Origin of the sequence: Sphingomonas sp. (assembly GCF_017304615.1) — a bacterium.
In the GTDB taxonomy this organism is placed as follows: Bacteria; Pseudomonadota; Alphaproteobacteria; order Sphingomonadales; family Sphingomonadaceae; genus Sphingomonas.
In genome coordinates this window covers 215,157-240,520 of sequence record NZ_JAFKLZ010000003.1, presented here as the reverse complement: position 1 = coordinate 240,520, position 25,364 = coordinate 215,157, and the positions used below count along the sequence as shown (strand labels likewise).

The following is a 25,364-nucleotide window of genomic DNA, read 5'->3' as shown; positions in this document are numbered from 1 at the left end:
TTCTAACTTGATTGAAATTTCCCATTGATCTGAGTGCCCCCTTGGGTGGTGCATGGGGCACCAAAGCAAGCACAGCGAAATAGTGGAACTATTGAGCGAATAGTGCTTGCCCGGCCGGCGAGCGGCAACGCCGCTCGGCCGACGGCGCGAATTCACTTCGCGCCGCTGCCTTCACCTTCCCCCTTTGCGAAAGTTACATGACACCCCTAAGGGAACCCGCATCACCGAAGGGGCCCGCGCGATGAAGTTGATGACCGGCAATTCCAACCTGCCGCTGGCGAAGGCAGTTGCCGACTATCTCGAAATCCCGCTGACCGACGCGCTCGTCCGCCGCTTCGCCGACGAGGAGATTTTCGTCGAGATCAACGAAAATGTCCGGGGCGAGGACGTATTCGTCCTGCAATCGACCAGCTACCCCGCCAACGACAATCTGATGGAATTGCTGATCTGCATCGACGCGCTGAAACGCGCATCGGCGCGGCGGATCACCGCAGTGGTGCCCTATTTCGGCTACGCGCGGCAGGATCGTAAGTCGGGGTCGCGCACCCCGATCTCCGCGAAACTCGTCGCCAACCTGATTACGCAGGCGGGGGCCAACCGCGTGCTGTCGGTCGATCTCCACGCCGGGCAGATCCAGGGTTTCTTCGACATCCCGACCGACAATCTGTTCGCCGCGCCCGTGATGTCGGCCGACATCCTCGCTCGCTACGCCACCCGGAACCTGATGGTCGTGTCCCCCGACGTGGGCGGCGTGGTCCGGGCGCGCGCGCTGGCGAAGCGGCTCAACAACGCGCCGCTGGCGATCGTCGACAAGCGCCGCGAGCGTGCGGGCGAATCTGAAGTGATGAACATCATCGGCGATGTCGAAGGGCGGTTCTGCGTGCTGATTGACGACATTGTCGATTCTGGCGGCACGCTCTGCAACGCCGCCGCCGCGCTGAAACAGGCGGGTGCCGAGGGTGTCGTCGCCTATATCACCCACGGAGTGCTATCGGGCGGCGCAATCGCCCGAGTCGAAGGGTCGGTGCTCGAGGAACTGGTAATCACCGATTCGATCGGCAATCACGCCGTCATCGGCCAGTCAGCGAACGTCCGCCACCTGACCATCGCGCCATTGCTCGCCGAAGCGATCCGCCGGACGGCGGAGGAAACGTCCGTCTCCAGCCTGTTCGACTAGTAACGCGCGCCGTTTGCGATGAGGTGATCGAGCACGGCCGGATGCAGCGGCTGGCGGAAATGCCCGCCGACAATTTCCTTGTGCCGCCAGGCGATATTCGCCTCCAGACCTTGCAGCCCCGGCAGTTTGATCCAGACGATGTCGCCGACGTTCAGCCCGTAATGCGCCTCCGCCCGGAATCCGGTTACGGACATATCGATGATACGTATGTCGAATTTAGCGGTGGCGCGGTTACGCAGACGGGCACGCAGCACCACCTCATGTCGCGGCTGACGACGATTATCGTCCCGCGTGGCGACAGGGGCATCGATACCGAAGACATGCGCGTTCATTGCGCTCAGTTAATGGTTATCAGACGTTAAATTTCCGCAAATTCGGACACTGGAGGCGCGATTTCTCGGACAATTTAGGCCAACGCGTCCCATACCAGTTTCGCACCGACGAGCACCATAAGGACGTAAATGGCGGTATAGAAACGCGTCGGCGACACCCGCCGCACCAGCCACACGCCCGCCAGCGTCGATGCGATCGCCACCGGGATCAGGCTGGCCGAGGCGACTAGATTGGCGTGCGTGAACTGGCCAAGCTTCCAATAAGCGGGTATTTTCAACCAGTTGGTTGCAGCGAAGAAGATCGCGGTGGTCCCGACCAACGTGTCGCGGTCGAGCCCGCGCGGCAACACCCAGACCTGATAGGGGGGCTGGCCGGCGTGCGCGATCTGGCTGGTGAACCCCGACACGACGCCGCAAAGAGTCCCGACCCATCCCGGCGAGCGCGCCGGTGCGGCGATCCGCCCGCCGCGTCCGGTCCACAGCCGATACAGTCCGAAAATCACGGAAATCGCGCCGACCAGCCCCAGCACCGCTGCTTCCGACACGCTCGCCGCGTACCACCAGCCGAGGGCGATACCAATGACCGCACCGGGCAGCATCCAGCCGACGACATAGCCGTCCCACGATCGCCGGAACGCCCACACGCCAACCACGTCCTGCACAATCAGCACGGGCAACAGGATCGCCGCCGCGCGCAACGGGGAGACCGCGAGCGCCATGATCGGCAGCGACAGCGCCCCCATCCCGACGAACCCGCCCTTCGACAGGCCGAGCAGGATCACCGCCGGAATCGCCAGCGCGAAAAAGAGCGCCGATTCGTTCAATCGACGGGCGTGACTCGGGGGCTGCGGATGCCGGCGAGGTCGCGGCGCTTGAGTTCGGCCTTGAGCGCCTCCGGCCGCAGCGCCCAGAGGAACCCGAAGCTCACCGTGCCGTGCTTCGTCTCGACCGCATGGTGCAGCCGGTGCGCCTGGACGATTCGCTTCATGTAAGCCGATTTGGGCAGGTATCGCGTGGCGATGCGGCGGTGGACGATGACGTCGTGGAACCCGAAATAGATCGCGCCATAGGCCGCAATTCCCGCGCCGATCCACGCCCATCCCGGCCACCAGCCGAGTTGCGCCCCGCCGAGTAGCAGCACGATCGAAGGCACCGCGAAGATCGCCGCATACAAGTCGTTGAGCTCCCAGTTGCCGGTGCGCGGGGTGTGGTGGCTGGCGTGCAGGAACCAGCCCGGCCCGTGCATCACCCAGCGGTGCATCACGTACGCGAACCCCTCCATGCCTAGCACGGTGGCGACAAACAGCAGGATACCCAGCGGCCAACTCATCGCGATGCCTATATCCATTGCGCGGCGGCAAGGCGAGCGGGGGTGGATTCGCCCGTCCCCTTGTGCTTAAGGCCATCGCGACCCCACCATCGAAAGGCCCGAGCCTTCCCATGAACATCCACGAATATCAGGCCAAGGAATTGCTGGCGAAGTTCGGCGCGCCGATCGCCGCGGGCTATCCTGCTTTCTCGATCGACGAAGCGGTCGAGGCTGCGAAGAAACTGCCCGGACCGCTTTACGTCGTAAAGGCGCAGATCCATGCTGGCGGCCGCGGCAAGGGCAAGTTCAAGGAACTCGGGCCGGACGCCAAGGGTGGTGTTCGCCTGGCGAAGACGCTTGACGAGGTGCGCGCAGCGGCAACCGACATGCTTGGCAATACGCTGGTGACGATCCAGACCGGCGAGCAGGGCAAGCAGGTCAACCGCCTCTACGTCACCGACGGCGCCGACATCGCCAAGGAATTCTACCTGGCGCTGCTGGTCGATCGCAAGACCGGCCGCGTTGCGTTCGTCGTCTCGACCGAAGGCGGCATGGACATCGAGGAAGTCGCGCACTCGACCCCTGAAAAGATCCACACCTTCGACGTGGATCCCGCGACCGGCTTCATGCCCCACCACGGCCGCGCCGTCGCAAATGCCCTCGCGCTGACCGGCGATCAGGGCAAGCAGGCGGCGAAGGTCGCGGAATCGCTCTACAACGCGTTCCTCGCGACCGACGCCTCGCAGATCGAGGTCAACCCGCTCGCGCTGACCGAGCAGGGCAATTTGCTGGTGCTCGACGCCAAGGTCGGCTTCGACGGCAACGCGATGTTCCGCCACAAGGACATCGCCGAACTGCGCGACGAGACCGAGGAGGATCCGGCCGAGCTCGAGGCGTCCAAGTACGACCTCGCCTATATCAAGCTCGACGGCGACATCGGCTGCATGGTCAACGGCGCCGGCCTCGCGATGGCGACGATGGACATCATCAAGCTGAACGGCATGTTCCCCGCGAACTTCCTCGACGTCGGCGGCGGCGCGTCGAAGGAGAAGGTGACGGCGGCGTTCAAGATCATCCTCGCCGATCCGAACGTGAAGGGCATCCTGGTCAACATCTTCGGCGGCATCATGAAGTGCGACATCATCGCGGAAGGCATCGTCGCCGCGGCGAAGGAAGTGAATTTGTCGGTACCGCTGGTGGTTCGCTTGGAAGGCACGAACGTTCAGCAGGGTAAGGACATCCTGGCCAATTCGGGCCTGGCGATCGTGCCCGCCAACGATCTGGGCGACGCGGCGCAGAAGATCGTGGCCGAGGTTAAGAAGGCCGCCTGACGCTCCCTCCCCAGGAAGCGTTTCGGATTGACGGAGAGAATGCGATGAAGGTGCTGGTGCCGGTCAAGCGCGTGCTTGACTACAACGTAAAGCCCCGCGTGAAGGCGGACGGGACGGGGGTCGATCTGGCCAACGTGAAGATGTCGATGAACCCGTTCGACGAGATCGCGGTCGAGGAAGCGATCCGCCTCAAGGACAAGGGCGTGACCGAGATCGTCGCGGTGTCGATCGGCGAGGCGAAGTCGCAGGAAACGCTGCGCACCGCGCTGGCGATGGGCGCCGACCGCGCGATCCTCGTGGTCAGCGACGAAAAGGTCGAGCCGCTGGGCGTCGCCAAGCTGTTGAAGGCGATCGTCGAGGCGGAGAAGCCCGACCTGATCATCCTGGGCAAGCAGGCGATCGACGACGACAACAACCAGACCGGCCAGATGCTCGCCGGGCTGCTCGGCGTCGGCCAGGCGACCTTCGCGTCGAAGGTCGAGCTCGCCGCCGACAGCGTGACGGTGACGCGCGAAGTCGACGGCGGGTCGGAAACCGACAGACTGACGCTCCCCGCGATCATCACCACCGACCTTCGCCTCAACGAGCCGCGCTACGCCTCGCTGCCCAACATCATGAAGGCGAAGTCGAAGCCCCTCGATCAGAAGACGCCCGCCGATTACGGCGTCGACGTGGCGCCGCGCCTCACCACGCTCAAGGTCGTCGAGCCGCCCAAGCGCACCGCGGGGGTCAAGGTCGCCGATACCGACGAACTGGTGGCCAAGCTGAAAGCCATGGGCGTCGCCAAGTAGCGATCACATAAATCCGTTCGCCCTGAGCTTGTCGAAGGGCGTGTTCCGGGCACGGGCTTCGACAAGCTCAGCCCGAACGGTAGAGGGGGCAGCCCCCGGGAAGGTTTGAGAATATGAAGACTCTGGTTTGGGTCGAACATGACGGCAAGGCCGTCAAGGATGCCACGCTCGCCGTGGTCACTGCCGCGTCGAAGCTCGGCGAAGTTCATTTGGTGGTCGCCGGGCAAGGCATGGACGGCGTCGCCGCCGAAGCCGCCAAGATCGCCGGCGTCGGCAAGGTCCATGTCGCCGACGATGCGGCTTATGCACACGCGCTCGCCGAAAACGTCGCGCCGCTCGTTGCGTCGCTGATGGACCACCACGACGCGTTCCTTGCGCCCGCGACGTCTAACGGCAAGAACATCGCGCCGCGCGTCGCCGCCTTGCTCGACGTCATGCAGATCAGCGACATCCTGTCGGTCGAAGGCGAGGACACGTTCACGCGCCCGATTTACGCCGGCAACGCGATCGCGACCGTCCAGACCAAGGACGCGAAAAAGGTCATCACCGTGCGCGGCACCGCGTTCGAGAAGGCGTCGCCCGAGGGCGGCTCGGGCAGTATCGAGAAGGTCGCCTCGACCGGCGACAAGGGCGTGTCGTCCTTCGTCAACGCCGAGATCGCCAAGCTCGAACGCCCCGAACTGACCAGCGCCAAGGTCATCGTGTCCGGCGGCCGGGCGTTGCAGAACAGCGAGAACTTCCACACGATCATCGAACCGCTCGCCGACAAGCTCGGCGCCGCGGTCGGCGCGAGCCGCGCGGCGGTCGATGCGGGTTACGTCCCCAACGACTATCAGGTCGGCCAGACCGGTAAGATCGTCGCCCCCGAAGTCTATATCGCGGTCGGCATTTCCGGCGCGATCCAGCACCTGGCGGGGATGAAGGACTCCAAGACGATCATCGCGATCAACAAGGACGAGGACGCCCCGATCTTCCAGGTCGCGGACATCGGCTTGGTCGGCGACCTGTTCAAAGTCGTGCCGGAATTGACCGAGAAGCTGTAGATCAAGATCGATTATTGGTTCGGCAAGGGCGGCGTCGCAAGGCGTCGCCCTTTTTCCACGACATAAATTGGCGTAGCACAAAACGAGTAAACCCCGTCGCGCATGGCGCGGCGGGGCTCCCTAGGTCGATCGTCCGCGCAAGGCTTCCGATCGTCCAAAACGCTCTCTCTTTCGTTCAAGCAGGGTAATAACGCCCTCGCGTCCGGCCGGTTCCAAAATCGACTCAGGAATCGCGCGCTGGCTTCGCGACCCATCGCAGCACCGCGAACCCGGCCATCCCCGACAGGATCGACCCGACCAGCACCCCGACCTTCACCTCGTCGATCAGTGCCGCATCGGTAAAAGCCAGACCGCCGATGAACAGGCTCATCGTGAAGCCGATCCCCGCCAGCAGCAGCACACCATAGACCTGCGTCCAAGACGCGCCGCCGGGGCGTTCCGCCCAGCCCATCTTCACCGCCAGCGCGACCGCGCCGAGCATCCCGCTTTGCTTGCCCACGAACAGCCCAGCGGCGACCGCGATCACCAGCGGCTCGGCAAGGACTTGAAGACCCTGGCCGCCGAGCGAGACTCCGGCATTGGCGAACCCGAACAACGGCACGATCGCAAAGGCGACCCAGGGACTGAGCGCATGTTCGAGCCGGTGAAGGGGCGACTCGGCATTATCGGGGGCGCCCCGGGATGTGCGGATGGGGATCAGCATCGCGGCGAGCACGCCGGCAACCGTCGCATGGACGCCCGACAGCAGCACCAACCACCACAAGCCCGCCGCCGCGACCAGGTACGGCCACAACATCGTCACGCCGCGCCGGTTCATCGCCATCATGATCAGCAGCACGCCAGCCGCCCCGCCCAGTGCGACGAAATCCAGCCCCGCGCTATAAGCGACCGCGATGATCGCCACGGCGCCCATGTCATCGACGATCGCGACCGTCGTCAGGAACAGCTTGAGTGCGGCGGGCACGCGCTTGCCGAGTAGCGCCATCACCCCGACCGCGAACGCGATGTCGGTCGCCGCCGGGATTGCCCAACCGCGGATCAGCGCGGGGTCACCGCCGGTCGCCGCAAGGTAGACGATCGCCGGCGCGACCATTCCCGCTGCGGCCGCGATCACCGGCAGTCTGCGGTCCGCGGGACGGGACAGCTCGCCATCGACCAGCTCGCGCTTGATCTCCAGCCCGACGAGCAGGAAGAATATCGCCATCAGACCGTCGTTGATCCACAGATGCACCGTCATCGGCCCCAACGCGGGCGCGAGCGTCGGACCGGTCTTCAGATGGAGCAGATGCTCGTAATCATGCGCGAGCGGCGAATTGGCCGCGACCATCGCGAGCAGGGCGGCGGCGATCAGGACGATGCCGCCCGCAGCCTCGTCGTGCAGGAAATCGCGCAGGGTCGATCGCACGCCGCGCGACTTCCCGCTCACTGCGCCAACGCCTCGGCGATCAGCTTGCGCGTGTTAGCGACACCGTAGAGCGCGATGAAGCTGCCCATGCGCGGCCCCTGGCTCGATCCGAGCAACGTCTCGTAGAGCGCCTTGAACCAGTCGCGCAGTTCGGCGAACCCGCCCGTCTTGCCGATCTCGTAGACGATGTTCTGGATGTCCTCCGCCGTCGCGCCCTCGGGCAACGCCGCAAGGTCGGCGTCGAGCCGCTCCAGCGCCGCGACCTCCACCCCTCCCGGCTTGCGCCGCACCAGCGTCGGCGCGACGAAATCGCGGGCATAAGCGAGCGCATAGCCGATCAATTTGTCGAGTTCGGGATAATCCGCCGCCGAAGCGCCGGGCAGGTAATTGCCGAGGTACCCCCACACCTGATCCTTGGTCGCGTCGCCGCCCATCACCCCGACCAGGTTGAGCAGCAGCCCGAACGTCACCGGCAAGGTATCGGCGGGCGGCGGGCCGTTATGGATGTGGTGGACCGGATTGCCGAGCCGCTGTTCAACCGGTTGCCCGGCATAATTGCCTCGGAACTGCCAGTAATCGTCGACCGCGCGAGGAATCAGCCCGAGGTGCAGCGACTTCGCCTTCTTGGGTTCACGATAGATGTAGAAGGCCAGGCTTTCGTCGGGACCATAAGTCAGCCACTGCTCGATCGACAGGCCATTGCCCTTCGACTTCGAAATCTTCTCGCCCTTTTCGTCGAGGAACATCTCGTAGTTGAAGCCCTCGGGCGGGCGACCGCCAAGCGCGCGCGCGATCTTGCCAGACTGGATCACCGAATCGATCAAGTCCTTGCCCGCCATTTCGTAATCTACGCCCAGCGCGACCCAGCGCATCGCCCAGTCGACCTTCCACTGCAGCTTCGCGTTCCCCGACAGGATCGACTGCTCGACCGTCTCGCCCTCGTCCACGAAGCGCACGATCCCGGCTTCGGCATCGACCACCTCGACCGGCACCTGCAGCACGATGCCCGACTTTCGACTGATCGGCAGGACCGGCGAATAGGTCGCGCGGCGTTCGGCGCGAAGAGTCGGCAGCATGATGTCCATCACCGCCTGATAATTGCGCAGCACGTTCCTGAGCGCGTCGTCGAACTTGCCCGAGGTGTAGTAATCGGTCGAGGACACGAACTCGTATTCGAACCCGTAACGGTCGAGAAAGTCGCGCAGCATCGCATTGTTGTGTGCGGCGAAGCTGTCGTGCGTGCCGAACGGATCGGGAATCTTGGTCAGCGGCTTGCCGAGATATTCGCTGAGCATCTCCTTGTTCGGCACGTTGTCGGGCACCTTGCGCAGCCCGTCCATGTCGTCCGAAAACGCGATCAACCGGGTCGGCGTGTCCGAGAGGGTCTCGAACGCATGGCGCACCATCGTCGTGCGCAGCACTTCGTTGAACGTGCCGATGTGCGGCAGGCCCGAGGGGCCATAGCCGGTCTCGAACAACACGGGCGCGCCGCCGGGCTTGCCGTCCGGATAGCGCTTGAGGAGCTTGCGCGCTTCCTCATACGGCCAGGCCTTCGATCCCATCGCCGCGTCGCGCAAGGCGTTTCCTGTCTGTTCCACATCGGCTACCATGATGGTGCCGAGTGCGCGAAGCGACCCGGTTTTGCAACCTGTCGAGGCTTCCGTACAAGAAATGCAGCCGATTCCGGAATTCCACCATGTCGATCGCGGGCGGTTCGAGGACGAGGTTGTGCCGGCCGGACGGCCCGCGGTGCTGCGCGGGCTGATCGCGGACTGGCCGGTGGTCGCGGCGGCAAAGGAATCGGCGGACGCCCTGGCCGGTTATCTGATCTCGCGCGCCACCGGGGAACCCGCCGAAGCTTGGTTCGGCCCGCCCGAGATCGCGGGGCGGTTCGATTTCACCGCCGATTTTTCGGGGTTCAACCATGAGCGCAAGCTGGCGAGCGTCGCGCAGATCCTGGACCTGATCCTGCGCCAGCGGGGAGCGGATGCGCCGTGGAGCGTCTATGCCGGGGCGCTGCCGGTGGCGAAGCACGTCCCCGGTTTTCGCGCCGACAATCCGATGCCGCTGCTCGACGCCGACCGCCACATGCTGGTGTCGCTATGGCTCGGCAATCGCACGCAAACTGCGGCGCATTGGGACTTACCACAGAACCTGGCATGCGTAGTCAGCGGGCGGCGCGCCTTCACGGTGTTCCCGCCGGATCAGGTCGCCAACCTCTATGTCGGCCCGATCGACTTCACGCCGGCGGGTCAGCCGTCGAGCCTGGTCGATCTCGAACATCCCGATCTCTCCCGCTTTCCGAAATTCGCGGAGGCGCAACAGGTCGCCCAGACTGCGACGCTCGAGCCGGGCGACGCGCTCTATCTGCCGAGCCTGTGGTGGCACGGCGTAGCGGGGCGCGACGAGGTCGGCGCGATGGTCAATTACTGGTGGCGCGATGGCCCGGCGCGGACCCTCACGCCGTTCCACTCGCTGCTCCACGCCGCGATGACGATGCACGAACTGCCGGAGAACGAGCGCGCGGCGTGGCGGGCGTTCTTCGAGCATTACGTGTTCCACGCGAACGGCGATCCCGTGCCGCATCTGCCGGAGGGCGCGCGCGGCGTGCTTGGCGACCGTAGCGACGAGATGATGAAAGCGTTGCGCGCGATGCTCGCCGGCCCGCTCAACCGGTGACAATCCCCTATCCCGCCCTCCACGCCAGCCACGCCGGGGCCTGGATCGCCGATGCGGCGGGGTGCCGCGCGGTCGGGCGGGGGGAGGCGATCCGGCGCGCCGCCGATACGCCAATGATCGTGCTCAACGCGCCGCTCGTCGGCCAGCGGCTAGGCTATGCCGAGCTGTCGGGCCTAGACCTGTTAGAACTGTTCGCTTTCCTGCGCCCCGCGAGCTTCCTGCCGCCTACACCGCGGGGTCTCGCCCGGATGCTGGGGCTGATCCCGCCTGAGGACGAGGCGAACATCGCCGTATTCCTGCGCGATGCGGCGGGCGCGTTGCTTGCTATCCCGGCCGGCGACTGGCCTGAGCGCGAAGGGGCGTGGACCGCAACGCAAAGCCTGGCGCGGCTGCGCTGGCCCTGGGCGCCGCTGCTCGCCGATCGCATCGCGAGACCTCAAGAGAACGAGCGCTGGCTGTTTTCCAAATTGCCTGAATGGGACGAGGTCGCCCCCCGTCCCGCGCCCAAGACCGTCACGCTTGACGACGCCGACATCGTCGACCGTCTCGCCTACATGACCGGCCACGGTGCTGAGCAACGCATCGGCCAGCGCGCCTTCGCCGAGGCCGCCGCCGCCGCGTTCGCGCCGCGCATGATGCGCGACAATCCCAATATGCTACTCGCCGAAGCTGGCACCGGCATCGGCAAGACACTCGGCTACCTCGCCCCCGCGTCGCTCTGGTCCGAACAGGCGAACGGCGCGGTGTGGATCTCGACCTTCACCAAGGCGCTCCAACGCCAGCTCAACCACGAAACGGCGCGGCTGATCCCCGACCCTGCCGAGCGCCGCCGCCGCGTCGTGACGCGCAAGGGGCGCGAGAACTACCTCTGCCTGCTCAACCTAGAGGATGCGCTGCAAGGCGGGTTCGCGGGGCGCGCCGCCGTCCTCGCTCACCTCGTCGCGCGCTGGGCAGCGTATAGCGCCGACGGCGACATGATCGGCGGCGACTTGCCGGGCTGGCTGCCCACCTTGTTCCGCCGCAACGGATCGACCGCGCTGACCGATCGGCGCGGCGAGTGCGTCTATGCCGGGTGCCCGCATTACCGGAAGTGCTTCATCGAACGCGCCGCCCGCGCCTCCGCCCAAGCCGACATCGTCATCGCCAATCACGCGCTGGTGATGGTCAACGCGGCGCGCGGGCGCGAAGCGAGCAGCCGCCCCACGCGCTACGTGTTCGATGAGGGCCATCACCTGTTCGACGCCGCCGACGCGATGTTCGGCGTGGCGCTGACCGGGCAGGAAACGATCGAACTGCGCCGCTGGATCGTCGGCCCCGAAAGCAATGCGCGCGGGCGGCGGCGCGGCTTGGCAGCGCGGCTGTCGGACGTCGCGAGCTATGACGAGGCGGGCGGCATCGCGATCCAGGACGCGGTCGAGGCGGCGCGCGCGCTTGCCTCGGACGGCTGGCTGCAGCGCGTGGCGGAGGGCGAGCCGTTCGGCGCGGTCGAGAAGCTGCTGAGCGCCGCACGCGGGATGGTCTACGCCCGCGCCGCACACGATGGCGACGCCGGGTACGGCCTGGAAACCGAACTCGCCGAACCGCTCCCCGCGCTGATCGAAGCTGCCGCCGTGGCCGCGCAGGCGCTGGAAGCATTGCTTCGCCCGCTGATGACCCTCGGCCAACGGCTCGAGGCGGTATTGGCGGAAGGTCCCGACTGGCTCGACGGCCAGGCCCGCGCCCGGGTCGAGGGCGCGGTCGCGTCGCTGGCGTGGCGCACCGATACGGTCGGCGCGTGGATCGGCCTGCTCGCGCGGATCGGCGGCCCGGCCGATCCCGATTTTGTCGACTGGCTCGGGGTCGACCGGATCGAGGGGCGCGAGTTCGACATCGGCCTCCACCGCCGCTGGCTCGACCCGACCCGCCCGCTGGCGGCAACGGTGCTCAAGCCCGCGCATGGCGTGCTCGTCACCTCCGCGACGCTGAAGGGCGGCGACCCCGACTGGCAGATCGCCGACGCGCGCGCCGGCGTGCCGCACCTCGACCGCGCCGCCGGACATTTCGAGGTCGCCAGCCCGTTCGACTACGCCAGCCAGGCCGAGGTGTTGATCGTCACCGATATCAAGCGCGGCGACCTGGCCGCGCTCGCCAACGCCTATGCTAGGCTGATCGCGGCAGCCGGAGGCGGGACGCTCGGCCTGTTCACCGCGATCCGGCGGCTGCGCGGCGTCCATGCCCGGATCGCCGACCGCCTCGCGCGCGAGGGCCTGCCGCTCTACGCCCAGCACGTCGACCCGATCGACCCGGGCACGCTGGTCGACATGTTCCGCGACGAGCCGCGCGCATCGCTGATCGGCACCGATGCCTTGCGCGACGGCGTCGACGTTCCCGGCGAGAGCCTGCGCCAGGTCATTCTGGAGGGCGTACCCTGGGCCAAGCCGACCGTGCTCCACGCCGCGCGCCGCCTCGCGGGGGGCGGCAGCGCGTTCGACGACCGCCTCGTCCGCGCCAAGCTCGCGCAGGCATTCGGGCGCCTGATCCGCCGCGCCGACGATCGCGGCGCGTTCGTCCTGCTGTCCGCCGCGATGCCGAGCCGCTTACTCGCCGCCTTCCCGCCGGGTGTCCCCGTGGCGCGCGTGCCACTCGACGAAGCGGTCGCGCGGGTGCAATCGCGTCTTTCTTCCGTCACGCGGGTCGTGCAAGAGGCGGTCGATCCCTGACGACCAAAAGGCCGCGATGAAGACCCTGATCCTCCTCCGACACGCCAAATCCGGCTGGGACGATCATGGCACGCGCGATTTCGACCGCCGCTTGAATGCGAAGGGCGAACGCGCCGCCCGCCTGATGGGCCAGCTCATGCGCGACCGCGGCCTTAGTTGGGACCACGCCATCGCCAGCCCCGCCGCGCGCGTGGTCGAGACGCTCGAACAGGTTTCGGTGGGCTATGGCCGCACGATCGAACCTGAATGGGACCGCCGCGCTTATTTGGCGTCCGCCAGCATGTTGCTCGACCTGATCCATGCCGCCCCTGCCGAGGCCGAAACGCTGCTGATGTCGGGGCACAATCCCGGGTTGGAGGAACTGGTGCTGATGCTCGTCCCCGACCGAACGGGTGATCCGCTACGCGACGAGGTGGAAGCGAAATTCCCCACCGCCAGCCTCGCCGTGATGACATGCAACGGCGATAATTGGGGCGCGATCACGGCCGGCAAATGCACGCTCACCTTGTTCACGCGCCCGCGCGATCTTGATCCGGGACTCGGGCCGGACGCCGACTGACCGGATGGCGGGAGTCCACGCCGGTTTCTCGGCTCGCCGCGCATTAGCCTCCAATTATCCGGCAACGGCCCGTCGCAAGCGGAACGTTAATGCCTCCGCAAGGTTGGCCCCAACACCGAGTTTTCCGGTGTTCGAGTACGGCTGCGGGCCGCCCTTCCTGGCGCGGCGCAGCGAGTTGAATCTGCCGTTTCACGGCAATGCGAGAAGACCGCCCGATGATGTGCTGTGACCCCCGCAGCGCCGGCGGTCGCCATTGAGAGGAGAACGCAATGCGTTTGATGTCCACGAGTTCAAAATTCATCCTGGCCCTGGCCGCAGTTTCGGTGTCGGGCGGCCTATACGCCCAGGACGCGCAGCCCACACCGCAGGCCCGCGACATCACCGTCACCGATACGATGCCGGTGCCTACGGACCTGTCCGGCATGCCGGCCGGACCGGTGGTCGAAGGGTTCATTTCGGCACGCAAGGGCAACAAGGTTCAGGTCACTACGCCAGCCGGCAAGACGATCGTGTTCGTCAGCGACGCGACACAGATCCGCTCCAGCGGCGGCTTCCTTGGCGCCAGCACGCAGAAGCTCGGCGCGGACCAGTTGCTCAACGGTCTGCCGGTAAGCATCAAGACGGTGCAGTGGGATAATGGCAATCTGGTCGCGAGCAAGGTTACGCTGAAGACCAAGGATCTGCGCACCGCGTCGATGATCCGCAACGGCACCGACCAGCGCTTCGACGAACAGACCGCCGCGACCGAGGCGTTGCGCGGCCGCGTCGCCGACATCGACAATTACATCGTCAAGGCGACGACCAACGTGAACTTCGACACCGGCAAGGCCGATCTGTCGCCGCAGGCGAAGGCCGATCTCTGCGCCGCCGCAGCGTCAGCACAGGCGACCAACAACTCGTTGTTGCTGGTTCTGGGCTACACCGATTCGACCGGCAGTGAGGAAACAAACCAGGCGCTCAGCGAGAAGCGCGCCGCGAAGGTGGTCAACTACCTGCAGCAGAAGTGCGGTTGGAAGCCGTATCGCATGCTGACGCCAACCGGCATGGCGACCGCCGATCCGGCGGCGGACAATTCGACGCCGGAGGGCAAGGCGCAGAATCGACGCGTCGCCGTGAACGTCATGGTCAGCAAGGCCGTCGACGGGATGTAAGACGACCTCGGGGCGGGTCTCGGCCCGCCCCGGCGTCTGAAACGGTTTTTTGAGCGCCCCGCGCAAGTCTCCTTCTGTCGCTAGATCGACGTGCGATCCTCGGGCGAAACATCGGCGTCGCGAGCAGCCCTGCGGCGAAACAGCGCATCCTCGACGCTTGCGCCTAGCAACGCGATACCGAACAGCGTCATTGCCGCGGAGACGAACGTCGCGAAGTTTGCGCTGAAGAAGTCTTCCATGTCCCACCCATCCTTTCGGAAGGGCGGTGTAGGGTTCGACGGCACAGCGGCGACATTGGGAATTATGCGTAGCTGACGGCCAAATACCTCCGACTAAGCGTGTTCCATTGCGCTGAACGACACACCAGATCGGCTAACTAGGCTCCGATCGTCCACCAAGCTTCGCCTTCAGCCCCGCCAGCGCACCGAACGGTCCTGCTTCTTCCTCGCTGATGACGCCCGCGGCTTTGAGCGCCGCCGCAGCTCCCGGCCCGCGCGGGAAGGGATCGAGCGCCAGCGCCATCGTTTCCGCTCCGGTTTCGCCCAGGTCGATTGCACCGCCTTCGTAGGGAACCACGTCGATGTCACCGGCGTCGAGTTCTACTTCGTCCGCTCCGGCGCCAGTCGCCGCCACGAACAGCAACGCGACAGGCTCGTCCACCGTCGCGGGGAGCGGATCGCCAGTCACGCTGCAGGCCTGAATCAGCGCGGCGGTGACGCGGCCCTCGACCGCGATCCCGGCGGCTTCGCTGCGGATTGTGAAGCTGGCCGCGAGCCGGTCGATTCCGATCAGATCGAAGCGCTTGGCGAGCGCGGCGCGCTCGGCTTCATTCGCCTCGATCGATACTGTCCGCGGCTCGCCGATCGTGTCGATCCGTTCGGGTCGCGAGAATTCTGGCACGCTCATGCAAGGTCGCCGGCGATCAACCGATCGATCGCGAGGCTCGCCACCGCCGCGCGCAACGCCAGCAGTTCGCGCTCGACATGGGCCAGCGCCGAATCGGCAGGCGCTTCGCCCCGGTACAGGTTGCGGATCAGCGCCGGCTTCAGTTCGCCCGCCGCGATTCCCTCGCGATACGCGCCCAGCCGCCCGCCGAGCATTCCCATCATCCGTCCGACATGCTTGCCCACCATCAGGTCGCCGATACCGATCTCGCGCAATTGCGGGTCGATGTCGTCGACGAACGCCTCCGCCAGATGAGTCGCCGCCGCGTTGCCCGCGGGATCGCTCTCCAACCGCAGCATTACCATTGCCAGCACAGCCGCTATCATATCGAACCGGCCGTCGATCGTGTCGGGCACCCCGCCCTCGACATACCAATACGGCGCGCGCGCGCGCTCCACCACGGCCCTATAGAGCGCCGCCGTTTCGTCGCGCTTCGCCTTAAATCGGTCGAAAAAACCCATCATTCGCCCTTGATCGCAGCGGCCTTGTGCCACCGGCATGGTCCGCATATTGAGGCGATCGGCGCGCGATGCAATCGCGAGCGCCGGGTGACGAGCGCGTGCGCGGGAGAATCGAATTGACCAAAGCCGGCCGGATCATGGCCCTCACCGCGATAGGATCGGCGCTGACGCTGACCGGGGCCTGCGTGCCGCTGCGCTCGCACCAGGGCTATATCATCGACGCCGACCTCGTTAATTCGGTTCAGCCGGGCGTCGATAATCGCAATTCGGTGCTTAAGGTGCTCGGCAAGCCCAGCCTCGCCAGCCAGTTCAACCAGGGCGATTGGTATTACATTGCGCGCGACAGCCGCAACTTCGCCTACTTGAACCCCAAAGCGGCGAGCCAGTTCACGTTGAAGGTCAGCTTCACGGATACCGGCGTCGTTTCCAGCATGACCCGGACTGGCGTCGATCGAGTCGCGACGATCAAGCCCTATGGCAAGACGACCCCGACGCTCGGCCGCAAGCGCAGCTTCTTTGAGGAACTGTTCGGCAATATCGGCGCGGTCGGCGCCGCTGGCGCCGGCAGGGGCGGCGGGGACGACTCGCAACCCTGAAGCCTTGCTCTAGCCTGACTATTGCATTCGCGGGCCGTTCAGTCCGACCCACCTAAATCGTTCTTCATGGCGGCGCAGTCTTTCCGTGTCGCCGAAGCAATGGAGAACGATCATGCGTAAACTGATCCTCACTGCGCTCGTGGCCGCGACCGTCATGCCAGTTGCCGCCGAAGCGCAATCGCGCGACGATATGCGCCGCGACCGCCGCGAGATCCGTGACGATCGCCGCGACCTGCGCGAGGATCGTCGCGACTATCGCGACGACCGCAACCGCCGCTGGGGCGACAATGACTGGCGCGACTGGCGCAATCGCAACCGCGGCGTCTATGCCCGCGGCGAGTGGCGTGCGCCGTTTCGTTACTATGCTTTCCGCCCGGGCGTGCGGATCGCACCCACCTATTACGGGTCGCGTTACTGGCTCGCCGATCCGTGGCGCTATCGCTTGCCACCCGCCGGCTATAACCAGCGCTGGGTGCGTCACTATGACGATCTGCTGCTCGTCGATACGCGCCGCGGCGTCGTGATCCGCGTGATCAACAACTTCTACTGGTAACCCCAGTAGTGGCAGGCGCCCGGGCGTTTTCAATGCCCGCCCGGGCGCCTTTGCGCGTTTGCTCGCCTCTGGGCGAGGAGCGGGCCGGTGCCGCAGCGATTGGGCGGAGGCCCAATCGCCCCACGAAGACTCAGCGCATCGTAAACACCACCTGATCGACCACCTTCCCCGATAGGTCGAGCAGTGCCAAGCGATGCCGCCCCGGTCCGGGCAGGATCAGCGGCGCGGTGCTGGCATCCCCCAGATCCTGCTTGTCGAGCACTAGCCGGTGAGTCATCGCATCGCCCGCCACCGCCACCGCGAGCCGTTGGCGATCCATCGGAATGTCGGGATCGATTGCATAGACGCTGCCCGATACCGGATTGGTGATGCGCGGGCGGCGCGATTCGGGTGGCGCGTTGGCGATCAGCGTCATGCCCGTGCCCTTCAGGAAATATTCGCGCCGCGGCTGCTCGATATTGCCGGTATAGGCGATCGTCCGCATCTCGATGCCCGATGGCATCGCCGGTGCCCGGCCGGGCCGGTCGGCGTGCAGGGCGAGCATGACGTCGCGCCACACCGGCGCCGCGCCGCTGGTTCCCGAAACAGCGCGCATCGCATCCCCCTCGACGTTCCCGACCCAGACGGCGACCGTGTAACGATCCGAAAAGCCGACACACCAATTGTCGCGCATCGCCTTCGACGTTCCGGTCTTCACCGCCGCCCAAAATGGCAGCCGGAGCGACGAATCGAGCCCGAACGTGACGGCGCGCGCATTGGGATCGGCCATCATGTTGGCAACGATCCACGCGGATTGCGGTGTCGTGACGGGGCGCGCGTCCTCACGCGGATCGGTCGCGGTCAGCCGCCACGGCGCCCAGCGCCCGCCATTGGCGAGGCTGCGATAGGCGTCGGCCTGCTCAAGCAACGTGACCTCGGCGGAACCCAGCGCCAAGCTGTAGCCGTAATAATCGCCGTCCTCGACCAGGCCCTTGTACCCCGTGTCCCAAAGCCGGTCGCGAAACGCGTCGACCCCGACCAGCAACAGCGTTCGAACCGCCGGGACATTGAGCGACCCGGCCAACGCCGAGCGCACCGACACCGGCCCCTTGAACCCCTTGTCGTAATTCTGCGGCACGTAGAGTCCCGACGCGGTGTCCAGCTGGACCGGCGAATCGTCGAGGATCGAGGCGGCGGTCAGATACCCCTTCTCGATCGCCTGGGCGTACAGGAACGGTTTTAGCGTCGAACCCGCCTGGCGATAGGCGCTGGCACCATCGACGGCGGGAGCGGTCGAATTGCCGCCGATCCCGCCGACGTACGCCAATACGTCGCCGCTCGCATTGTCGAGCACGACCACCGCGCCGTCACGCGCGCGGCTGCCGCCGAGTCCCTCCAGCTGGCGCTTAAGCGCGGCGATGGCGGTGCGCTGAATGTCGATATCGAGCGTGGTGGTGACCCGGAGACCCGGCTTGGTAAGTAGTCGCTGGGCCAAGTGCGGTGCGAGACCGGGGTCGAGTTGCAGGCTGCGCGCCGGGCCGAACATCGAATAAGCGGCTGACTCGAACGGCGCGCAGTCCTTGCCGTGCGCCATCGTGCACGCACGCCGCGCGACCGTGGGGGCATTGGCCTGCGGATCGGGCAGCAGCGCGACGAGCAGCAGCGCATCGTCGCGGCTCAATGCATCGGGCGTCTTGCCGAACAGCGCGAGTGCCGCCGCTGCGATCCCCTGCGCTTCTCCACGATAGCCGGCGAGGTTGAGATAGGCTTCGAGTATCTGGGGCTTGCTCCACGCCCCGTCGATCGCGAGACCGGCGCGCATCTGGCGGATCTTGTCGAGCCACCCGCGCGCGCCGGGCCGCGCGAGATCGGGCGCGAGGAACCCCGCGACTTGCATCGACAGGGTCGAAGCGCCGCGCGACGGCTTGCCCTCCAGCCGCTCGCGCAACGCCGCCAGCGTCGCCAGCCAGTCGACCCCGCCATGCGTATAGAAACGATGGTCCTCCGCCGCGACCAGCGCCTCGGCGACCGGCGGCGCGACCTTGTCGAGCGGCGTCCAGCCCAACCGCCGCCGCGCGAAATCGACCCGCGACGAATCGATCAGCACGCCATTGCGATCGTAGAGCCACGCCTCGGACGGCCGCCACGCCGCGCGGACCGACGCGTAATCGGGCATCGGCGGCGGCATCGTCAGGAAGTTCAGCGTCAGGACAGCGACGAATAGCCCGCCGAACCCGGTCCATATCCAGTGCCGCCGAGTGCGCGGGCGATGCTCGATCAGCCAGCGCCCCGCCCGCGCCATCCCCATATCGACACGCGCCTCGACCCGTCTCGCCCACGCCCAGGCGGCTTTGAGCAGGGCCAAGACCCTCTCCATTATGCCACCCCGGCGCAGGCCGGGGTCCAGCCGCGATGAAGGAGTAGGGAAGCGACGGGCATCATAACTCAGCTCATGGCAACTGGACCCCGGCCTGCGCCGGGGTGGCGCCTAACGTAACCCGCAACCTCACTTGTCCCGGATCGTGAAGGCCGCGTTGGGCAACTGGGCGTTGATCGACGGCGAATACATGGCCTCGACCCGGCTCGACGGCAGGTTGTATGTCCCCGGCGCGTTCAGCCGCATGACATAAGCGATCGTGAAGCTCCCGCGCGGCACCCAGCCGAAATAGCCGCGCCACGAATCGTTGCGCCGTTCGATGTACGAGGGCTGCACCCCGACCTGGACGTCCCACAACTTGCCGTCGGCATCTGTCGCCTGGAAGTTGGTCCCGCCGCCGCCATTTTCCTGCGACCCCAGCATCTGCGACTGGTTGGCGAAATTGCCGATGATCGTCGCGCCCGCCGGGATCGGATCATTGACGACCACCCAGTTGCGTTCCGCGGTCGCCTCCACGGTGATCGTCACGCGGGCGACGTCGCCACGCGTCCATTGGCCCTTCACACGCTGGCTGACGGGTTCGATCTTCTTGGCCATGCGATAGCCGAAGAACGCCGCCTGCTTGAGCGGGACGGCCGCCGACACCTGCACCGTCGCCCACGGCGCCGCACCGCCGTTTTGGCCAAGGGTCAGCGGCATCGGTCCCGCAGGGAGCGGGAAGCTGACCTGACGCTGGTCGTTCGCCAACGGCCACGCCTTGCTGATCGTCTGGCCGCCGAGCATCATCGTCGTCGTTCCAGTGATCGCGCTGGCCGGATAAAGCGTGCCGAACTTCTTCGCCGCGATTGTGCCCCAGGCGTTGGCGGTGGTCGTATCCCAGCGTCCGCGCACCTGACGGAACGAAACGCCGACCATCATCTTCGCCGCCTCGTCGTTCCAGCCCGGCCGGCCGAGCGTGGCGATCACCGCCTTGATCGATCCCTCGTCCGCCGACGACATCAGCCACCACGGCGCCTTGTCCTGATCGGACAGGTCGAGCCGCGTACCTTCGTAGACCAACCGCGTGCGCAGCACCGCCTCGACCTTGGCCTTCAGCGCGTTGGCGTTGGCGAGGCCGGGGACCTTGTCGAGCGCGACGAGATAGTCGGCCAGGTTCGAGGTCGGCATTTCCTGCGGCGTCATGCTGATCTGGCCGAGCATCGCAGGCGTCGCCGCCCCCGCCCGCGCGATCGCGTTGAACGCTGCGAGCCGCATCAGCCGGACATCGCCATAATCCTCATGCCGCAAGCGCCCGTCGAGCACCGCCTTCAGCCCCTCGACCATCTTGGTCTTGGCGGCTTCGGGGATCGGGAGGCCGGCGTCCGCCGTGACCGACAGGACATAGGACGTCAGCGCTTCCGACCCCGCCATCTTCGAATCGGGCCAGTAGCGCAGCAGGCCGTCACTGGCTTGGTAGGTCGGCAGATCGCCGACCAGCGACTGCCACATGCCCATATCGCCGAGCGCGATGGCGCGGCTCAGCCGCTGCTCGAAGCAGTCGTATGGATAGAGCGCCATGAACCGACGCACGCCCACCAGGGGCGGCGCGAGCGTGTCGGTCAGCTGGATGTCGACCACCCCGCGTCCGGGTATAGCGCCCGCCGGCGGCGCGACCTGGATCATGCCGTTATTGGCGCCGACACGTGTCAGCGTCGCCGCCCACACGTCGGTGGGGTAGGTGTCGATGACCTGCTGCGTCGTCGTCAATTTGTCGACCGCCTTGCCGTCCGCCGATCTGGCGCTGACAGTCCATTTCAGCTGACCCGACGCCATCGGCGCGGTGAGGTTCCACGCGACCGGCGCCGCACCGCCCGCCGGGATCGTCACGGTCAGTGGCTTGCCGGTTGCGATGCGGGGCTCGAGATCGACGTTAGCGGTGACCGTCATCGGCTTGTCGGAGCCGTTGCGCAGCGTGAAGCCCGCCGCGAACTGGTCGCCCGTCCGCACCAGTTGCGGGATACCGGCATAGACGCTCAGATCCTGCGCGGTGCGGATGTCCGCACTGCCGGTGCCGAACAATTGCGCGCCGTCCGTGGCGATCGCGACCAGCTTGAAGCTGGTTAGCGCATCGTTGAGCGGCACGCGGACAGCGGCATGGCCATTGCCGTCGAGCGGGACCTTGCCTTGCCACAGCAGCACCGGCTGGAAATTCTCACGATTGAGGCCCGACAGATCGCCGCCCCCGCCGCCGCCCGCCTCGACTGCCTTCTTGCCATAGTGCCGTTTACCGACGACTTGCGTCTGCGCGGTCGAGGTTACAACCGACAGCGGCCGATCGCCCATCATCGCGGTCAGCACGTCCCAGCTGTCGTTGGGCGCGAGCTGGAGCAATGCCTGATCGACCGCAACGAAAGTGACATCGGCGGTCTTGGCCGGTTTGCCGTCGGGGGTCTTGACCGTGATGTCGGCCATCGCGGTGTCGCGCGCGGCATAGCGCTGCTTGTCGGCCTTGACGTTGACCGCGAGCTGATGCCCTTCCCAGCCGACCTTCACCTTCGCGATACCAAGCCGGTAGCTCGGCTTGGCGAGGTCGACCAAGGCGGTCGGTTCCTGCGCCTCGACCGGCGCGCTGCTCAGACCCAGCGATCGGCCGATGCTCTGCAGCCAGCTCCACCCGCCCGACTTGGCGCGACCACGGACGGCCATCACCGAGACATAGACGTCGGGCGCGTAGCTGCTCGGCATCGCCACTTCGACCACCGGGTTCGACCCCGACAGCTTGGCGACGAAGCTCGACAATACGCCTTCGCGCTCGACCGTCACCAGCGCCTCGGCCTCGCGGAAAGGCATACGCACCTGGAACCGCGCGATCTCGCCCGCCTTGTACGATGTCTTTTCGGGGACGACGTCCATGCGGTCGCCATTGTCGCCGCCGAACCACCAGTCGTTGTCGCCCGCCAGCCAGACCGATCGCACCGCGCGGCTGACATTGCCGTTCGCGTCGGTCGTCGTCGCGACGATATAGACTTCGCCCGACACGCCAGGATTGATGCTGCACTTGGCGAGGCCTAGTTCGTCCGTCGTCGCCGAGCACGTGCCCGGGATTTTCGCGGTCTTCATTTGGTTGTCGTACGCGTAGAAACCGCCGATCAGCCGGCGCCGCGCCGTCAGCACCTGACGGCTGTAGAGCGCGACCGAGACGTTCTGGCCCTTCTTCGGCTTGCCGTCGGTATCGAGCGCGACGAAGTTCAGGCGCAGGTCGTCCTGCTTCATCAGCCAGCCATCGGTCTTGACGCCGAGCTGGACCGCGGACGGGAAGATCGGGATGCGTTTCGATGCGGTCAGCACTTCGCCGTTCGCGTCCTGATAATCCATCTCGACCAGCATGTCGGTCGGGCTGTCGAGCGTCGGAATATCGACCGATGTCTGCGCCGTGCCGTCTGCGCGGAGCGTCGCGGGGATCGTCTGGGTCGGGGGCAGCGGGGTTTCCTCTTTCTCGCCGTCGCCGTTGAGGGGCTTGGTGCCCTCCTTCACCTCGGTCCCGCCAAAGGTATAGCCGTCATAACCCTCGGGCGTCGCCGATCGGCCGAAATAGCCGACGCGCATTTCGACGGGCAGGTTCGACGCGCCGCCGCCCGACAGATAGCCGACGAACAGATCGAGCGGCAGCGTCGTCGGGCGCACCGCGGCTTCCTTCGGCCCGGTCACCGTCGCGCGCATCGTCGGGAGCTTGTACTCATCGACCTTGAAAGACTGATCGGTATAGGTCGTCCCGCCATCCTTGCCGATCACCTGAATGTCGTAGTCGCCCATCGGCGCGCCCTTCGGCGCCACCCATTCAGTTTCGCCGATCCCGTTGGCGTCGATCGTCAGCGGAATGTCGAATGTCGTGTCCGAACCGCGATGCGACAGGCGCAGCGTCCCGGTGAACCCCGCGCCGATCGAGAAGCCCGCGCCCATCGGCTGGCGGACGATATGCTTCATGTGGATCGTTTCGCCCTGACGCACGAGCGCTCGGTCGAACACGGTGTGGAACACCTCGCCGGCCTTCGAATAACCATAGGGCAGATCGAAGTCATAGGGCCGGATGCCCTGACCCCAGCCGGTCAGCGTGAAGCTGTAATCGTCGCCCGCGCGCGCCGAGATCATCAGCGGCTGATCGGACGATCCGGGATAGCATGATCCGCCATAGGCCTGGGGTTCGGGCAATCCTTCCGGGATGAATACCGCGCCCGATTTGTCGGTCTTGCCGGTGGCGAGCACTTGCCCCGAACAACTGTCGGTCACCGTCACCGCGGCGTTCGCGACCGGCTGGCCGCTGTCGAGGCTGGTCACCCAGGCCAGGCTGCGCTCCCGCCCCCATTTGAAATGCACCGCCATGTTGGTGACGAGCGCCGCTGTCGCGACATAGCGCGGGGCTTTGCGGCCGAGCAGCGCCTGTCCCAACACCGGGCTCGCCAGTTCGACGACATAGAAGCCGGGCTTGGTAAGCGGGATGCCGACGACTTCGAAATCCTTGCCCTTGCCGGGCAGGCCGATTTTCATCGGCGACGCGCCGTTATCGCCGGTCAGGATCGGTTTCGACCCGGTATTCTGGACGTGCCCGGTGACGTTGCCATCCTTGTCGGTGATGTCCTCCACGTCATAGTCGTCGGCCTTGCCGACCGTGCGGAGCCATTCGGCGATCTGGCCGTCGGTGCCCTCGATGCGCAGCGACTTGCCGCCGATGCCGAGATTCTGGCCCTGCAGCGACGGTTCAACGTTGCGCACCGTCACCGGCAGCACACCGCCTTCCTTCAGCTCGAGAATGCCGAACGACGCGGCGAACTTCACCAGCGGCGGCGCGGCGTCGATGCGGATGTCGAGCGGGAAGCGCTCGGCATTGGTCAGCGCCCGGCCGCTTTCGTCCTTCACGCCCGCCGGGATCGTGACCTTGGCGGTGGTCGAATAGGGCATTGGCGCGGCGAAAGTAATGTCGCTGATCGTCGCCGATTTCTGTTCGTCCTTGTCGAACACCGGCTTGATGACCGTGCCGTCGGCGGTGGTGATCCGCATCTGTTGCGCCAGGCTCATCGCGATCGGCGCGGTGAAGCGCAGATATGCCTTCTCGACCGGGTTGCAGCCCGCCTGCGCATTGGTGCGGCTGCACTCGAATTTCACTGCAAACGGCTTGCGCACCGTATAGTCGAAGCGCTGGTCGGTACCCGCGGGCTTGCCGCTCGCGCTGACGATCTTGCCCGACCAGACCAGCGCCATGTCATGTCCGGGCGGGAGCGGGCGGCGGCATTTGAGCGCGGTGACGCTCGCCAGCATCTTCTGCCGGTCGGTCATGCTTGCGGGAAGCGTGTTGGGCATGCCGCCGCTGTCGAGGAAGCTCGAGACCTGGTAATTGTTTTCGGTCCCCATCTCGCCCAGGATCTTCGCGGCAGTATCTGCGGGAAGGACGTCGACCGGAATCTTCTCGCCCAGCCCCTCGACCGAACAATAAGCGTTGGCGGCAACCGATTGCGCAGTCGCGGGCAGGTTGGCGGCGACGAGGAAGACCTGATCCTCCTCGATCTCGTCGCTATACTCGCCGGGCAGGATCGCGCGGACCATCGGGCCGCCGGAATCGACCGTGAATACCTGCGACTGCATCAGCGCATAGCCGGAAACGCTCTTGACCCCGGCCTTGGTGGTAAATGTGCATTTGGTGCCGCCGGGCAGCGGGCTGGCGAACTCGTAGACGAAGGTCTGCTGGTCAGCCCAGCGGCCCGTGCCCGACACCGGGCATTCGACATCGAAGGGCGAGGCGGCGCGCGGATCGCCCAGCGCCACCATCGGCTGGTCGAAGCGGACCGTGAACCGCTCGATCGACCCGTCACCCACCCCCGGCGTGGCGACCACGACATGCGGGGAATTGTCGCCGAACGCGGCGATCGGCGCGAACGCCAGGGCCAGCAACGCGACACGGACCGCGAGCTTCATTCCATCCCCCTCCACAAGGCTCGGTAAGCAG

The 25,364-nt window shown here is 66.2% G+C and carries 20 protein-coding genes; 10 read left to right on the top strand and 10 right to left on the bottom strand.

All coding sequences use genetic code 11. From position 1 onward, the window contains the following. Positions 1-241: 241 nt before the first annotated feature. Positions 242-1,177: a ribose-phosphate pyrophosphokinase gene (locus J0J06_RS13780; protein ID WP_294042982.1), complete on the top strand. Its 936-nt coding sequence runs from the start codon at positions 242-244 to the stop codon at positions 1,175-1,177. Here the strand turns inward: J0J06_RS13780 and J0J06_RS13775 are convergent. The 3 genes from J0J06_RS13775 to J0J06_RS13765 form a co-directional block, all read right to left on the bottom strand. Next, positions 1,174-1,509 carry a PilZ domain-containing protein gene (locus J0J06_RS13775; RefSeq protein ID WP_294042980.1) on the bottom strand — a complete coding sequence of 112 codons (336 nt, stop codon included), beginning with the start codon at positions 1,507-1,509 and terminating at the stop codon, positions 1,174-1,176. The two genes, J0J06_RS13780 and J0J06_RS13775, sit on opposite strands and share 4 nt — an antisense overlap. Before the next feature lie 74 nt (positions 1,510-1,583). Continuing rightward, complete coding sequence (locus tag J0J06_RS13770; protein ID WP_294042978.1) at positions 1,584-2,333, bottom strand: sulfite exporter TauE/SafE family protein; 750 nt, start codon at positions 2,331-2,333, stop codon at positions 1,584-1,586. Further along, entirely contained in the window at positions 2,330-2,839 is a 510-nt protein-coding gene (locus tag J0J06_RS13765; RefSeq protein WP_294042976.1) for a sterol desaturase family protein, read from the bottom strand. The genes J0J06_RS13770 and J0J06_RS13765 overlap by 4 nt, the downstream gene beginning before the upstream one ends. A 110-nt stretch (positions 2,840-2,949) precedes the next feature. Here J0J06_RS13765 and sucC point away from each other — a divergent pair, with 110 nt between their 5' ends. The 3 genes from sucC (at position 2,950) to J0J06_RS13750 (ending at position 5,983) form a co-directional block, all read left to right on the top strand. Further along, entirely contained in the window at positions 2,950-4,149 is a 1,200-nt protein-coding gene (sucC, locus tag J0J06_RS13760; protein WP_294042974.1) for an ADP-forming succinate--CoA ligase subunit beta, read from the top strand. A 44-nt stretch (positions 4,150-4,193) separates the two neighbouring features. Beyond that, positions 4,194-4,940, top strand: a complete 747-nt coding sequence (locus tag J0J06_RS13755) for an electron transfer flavoprotein subunit beta/FixA family protein (protein ID WP_294042972.1) — start codon at positions 4,194-4,196, stop codon at positions 4,938-4,940. A gap of 113 nt (positions 4,941-5,053) precedes the next feature. After that, the gene (locus J0J06_RS13750) at positions 5,054-5,983 is read left to right on the top strand and encodes an electron transfer flavoprotein subunit alpha/FixB family protein (RefSeq protein ID WP_294042970.1); all 930 of its coding nucleotides are present in this window, start codon (positions 5,054-5,056) and stop codon (positions 5,981-5,983) included. 223 nt (positions 5,984-6,206) lie between these two features. On the opposite strand, the gene nhaA is transcribed toward J0J06_RS13750, so the two are convergent. Together nhaA and J0J06_RS13740 are read right to left on the bottom strand one after the other, a co-directional pair. Further along, positions 6,207-7,409: a Na+/H+ antiporter NhaA gene (nhaA, locus tag J0J06_RS13745; protein ID WP_294042968.1), complete on the bottom strand. Its 1,203-nt coding sequence runs from the start codon at positions 7,407-7,409 to the stop codon at positions 6,207-6,209. Next, entirely contained in the window at positions 7,406-8,986 is a 1,581-nt protein-coding gene (locus J0J06_RS13740) for a lysine--tRNA ligase (protein WP_294042966.1), read from the bottom strand. The genes nhaA and J0J06_RS13740 overlap by 4 nt, the downstream gene beginning before the upstream one ends. Positions 8,987-9,059: 73 nt before the next feature. On the opposite strand from J0J06_RS13740, the gene J0J06_RS13735 reads away from it, so the two are divergent. The 4 genes from J0J06_RS13735 to J0J06_RS13720 all read left to right on the top strand — a co-directional run bounded on the left by J0J06_RS13735 (position 9,060) and on the right by J0J06_RS13720 (position 14,476). Next, positions 9,060-10,067, top strand: coding sequence for a cupin-like domain-containing protein (locus J0J06_RS13735; protein ID WP_294042964.1), 1,008 nt, complete (start codon positions 9,060-9,062; stop codon positions 10,065-10,067). Further along, on the top strand, positions 10,064-12,766 hold the full coding sequence (locus tag J0J06_RS13730) for an ATP-dependent DNA helicase (RefSeq protein WP_294042962.1): 2,703 nt from the start codon (positions 10,064-10,066) through the stop codon (positions 12,764-12,766). Before J0J06_RS13735 ends, J0J06_RS13730 begins: the two co-directional genes overlap by 4 nt. 16 nt (positions 12,767-12,782) lie before the next feature. Continuing rightward, entirely contained in the window at positions 12,783-13,325 is a 543-nt protein-coding gene (locus J0J06_RS13725) for a histidine phosphatase family protein (protein ID WP_294042960.1), read from the top strand. A gap of 269 nt (positions 13,326-13,594) precedes the next feature. After that, positions 13,595-14,476: an OmpA family protein gene (locus J0J06_RS13720; RefSeq protein WP_294042958.1), complete on the top strand. Its 882-nt coding sequence runs from the start codon at positions 13,595-13,597 to the stop codon at positions 14,474-14,476. A gap of 80 nt (positions 14,477-14,556) precedes the next feature. On the opposite strand, the gene J0J06_RS13715 is transcribed toward J0J06_RS13720, so the two are convergent. From J0J06_RS13715 to J0J06_RS13705, 3 genes are all read right to left on the bottom strand, one after another. Beyond that, positions 14,557-14,715 (bottom strand): hypothetical protein, encoded by a 159-nt coding sequence (locus J0J06_RS13715; RefSeq protein ID WP_294042956.1) that lies wholly within the window; start codon positions 14,713-14,715, stop codon positions 14,557-14,559. A gap of 133 nt (positions 14,716-14,848) precedes the next feature. Next, the gene (locus tag J0J06_RS13710) at positions 14,849-15,382 is read right to left on the bottom strand and encodes a DUF177 domain-containing protein (protein WP_294042954.1); all 534 of its coding nucleotides are present in this window, start codon (positions 15,380-15,382) and stop codon (positions 14,849-14,851) included. Next, positions 15,379-15,882, bottom strand: a complete 504-nt coding sequence (locus tag J0J06_RS13705) for a ubiquinol-cytochrome C chaperone family protein (protein WP_294043381.1) — start codon at positions 15,880-15,882, stop codon at positions 15,379-15,381. The genes J0J06_RS13710 and J0J06_RS13705 overlap by 4 nt, the downstream gene beginning before the upstream one ends. Before the next feature lie 137 nt (positions 15,883-16,019). Here J0J06_RS13705 and bamE point away from each other — a divergent pair, with 137 nt between their 5' ends. Both bamE and J0J06_RS13695 read left to right on the top strand, forming a co-directional pair. Then, positions 16,020-16,478 (top strand): outer membrane protein assembly factor BamE, encoded by a 459-nt coding sequence (bamE, locus tag J0J06_RS13700; protein ID WP_294043379.1) that lies wholly within the window; start codon positions 16,020-16,022, stop codon positions 16,476-16,478. A 112-nt stretch (positions 16,479-16,590) separates the two neighbouring features. Further along, entirely contained in the window at positions 16,591-17,031 is a 441-nt protein-coding gene (locus J0J06_RS13695) for an RcnB family protein (protein ID WP_294042952.1), read from the top strand. Positions 17,032-17,161: 130 nt separating this feature from the next. On the opposite strand, the gene pbpC is transcribed toward J0J06_RS13695, so the two are convergent. Then, positions 17,162-19,198: a penicillin-binding protein 1C gene (gene pbpC / locus J0J06_RS13690; protein WP_294043377.1), complete on the bottom strand. Its 2,037-nt coding sequence runs from the start codon at positions 19,196-19,198 to the stop codon at positions 17,162-17,164. 318 nt (positions 19,199-19,516) lie between these two features. Beyond that, positions 19,517-25,333 (bottom strand): MG2 domain-containing protein, encoded by a 5,817-nt coding sequence (locus J0J06_RS13685; protein ID WP_294042951.1) that lies wholly within the window; start codon positions 25,331-25,333, stop codon positions 19,517-19,519. Between the last annotated feature and the right edge of the window lie 31 nt (positions 25,334-25,364).

What these genes read in the sequence shown, in the direction of transcription:
- J0J06_RS13780 (WP_294042982.1), top strand. Translation starts at nt 242, where the DNA reads ATGAAGTTGATGACCGGCAATTCCAACCTGCCGCTGGCGAAGGCAGTT.
- J0J06_RS13775 (WP_294042980.1), bottom strand. Translation starts at nt 1,509, where the DNA reads ATGAACGCGCATGTCTTCGGTATCGATGCCCCTGTCGCCACGCGGGAC.
- J0J06_RS13765 (WP_294042976.1), bottom strand. Translation starts at nt 2,839, where the DNA reads ATGAGTTGGCCGCTGGGTATCCTGCTGTTTGTCGCCACCGTGCTAGGC.
- sucC (WP_294042974.1), top strand. Translation starts at nt 2,950, where the DNA reads ATGAACATCCACGAATATCAGGCCAAGGAATTGCTGGCGAAGTTCGGC.
- J0J06_RS13755 (WP_294042972.1), top strand. Translation starts at nt 4,194, where the DNA reads ATGAAGGTGCTGGTGCCGGTCAAGCGCGTGCTTGACTACAACGTAAAG.
- J0J06_RS13750 (WP_294042970.1), top strand. Translation starts at nt 5,054, where the DNA reads ATGAAGACTCTGGTTTGGGTCGAACATGACGGCAAGGCCGTCAAGGAT.
- J0J06_RS13735 (WP_294042964.1), top strand. Translation starts at nt 9,060, where the DNA reads ATGCAGCCGATTCCGGAATTCCACCATGTCGATCGCGGGCGGTTCGAG.
- J0J06_RS13725 (WP_294042960.1), top strand. Translation starts at nt 12,783, where the DNA reads ATGAAGACCCTGATCCTCCTCCGACACGCCAAATCCGGCTGGGACGAT.
- J0J06_RS13720 (WP_294042958.1), top strand. Translation starts at nt 13,595, where the DNA reads ATGCGTTTGATGTCCACGAGTTCAAAATTCATCCTGGCCCTGGCCGCA.
- J0J06_RS13715 (WP_294042956.1), bottom strand. Translation starts at nt 14,715, where the DNA reads ATGGAAGACTTCTTCAGCGCAAACTTCGCGACGTTCGTCTCCGCGGCA.
- J0J06_RS13710 (WP_294042954.1), bottom strand. Translation starts at nt 15,382, where the DNA reads ATGAGCGTGCCAGAATTCTCGCGACCCGAACGGATCGACACGATCGGC.
- J0J06_RS13705 (WP_294043381.1), bottom strand. Translation starts at nt 15,882, where the DNA reads ATGGGTTTTTTCGACCGATTTAAGGCGAAGCGCGACGAAACGGCGGCG.
- bamE (WP_294043379.1), top strand. Translation starts at nt 16,020, where the DNA reads ATGGCCCTCACCGCGATAGGATCGGCGCTGACGCTGACCGGGGCCTGC.
- J0J06_RS13695 (WP_294042952.1), top strand. Translation starts at nt 16,591, where the DNA reads ATGCGTAAACTGATCCTCACTGCGCTCGTGGCCGCGACCGTCATGCCA.
- pbpC (WP_294043377.1), bottom strand. Translation starts at nt 19,198, where the DNA reads ATGCCGCCGCCGATGCCCGATTACGCGTCGGTCCGCGCGGCGTGGCGG.
- J0J06_RS13685 (WP_294042951.1), bottom strand. Translation starts at nt 25,333, where the DNA reads ATGAAGCTCGCGGTCCGTGTCGCGTTGCTGGCCCTGGCGTTCGCGCCG.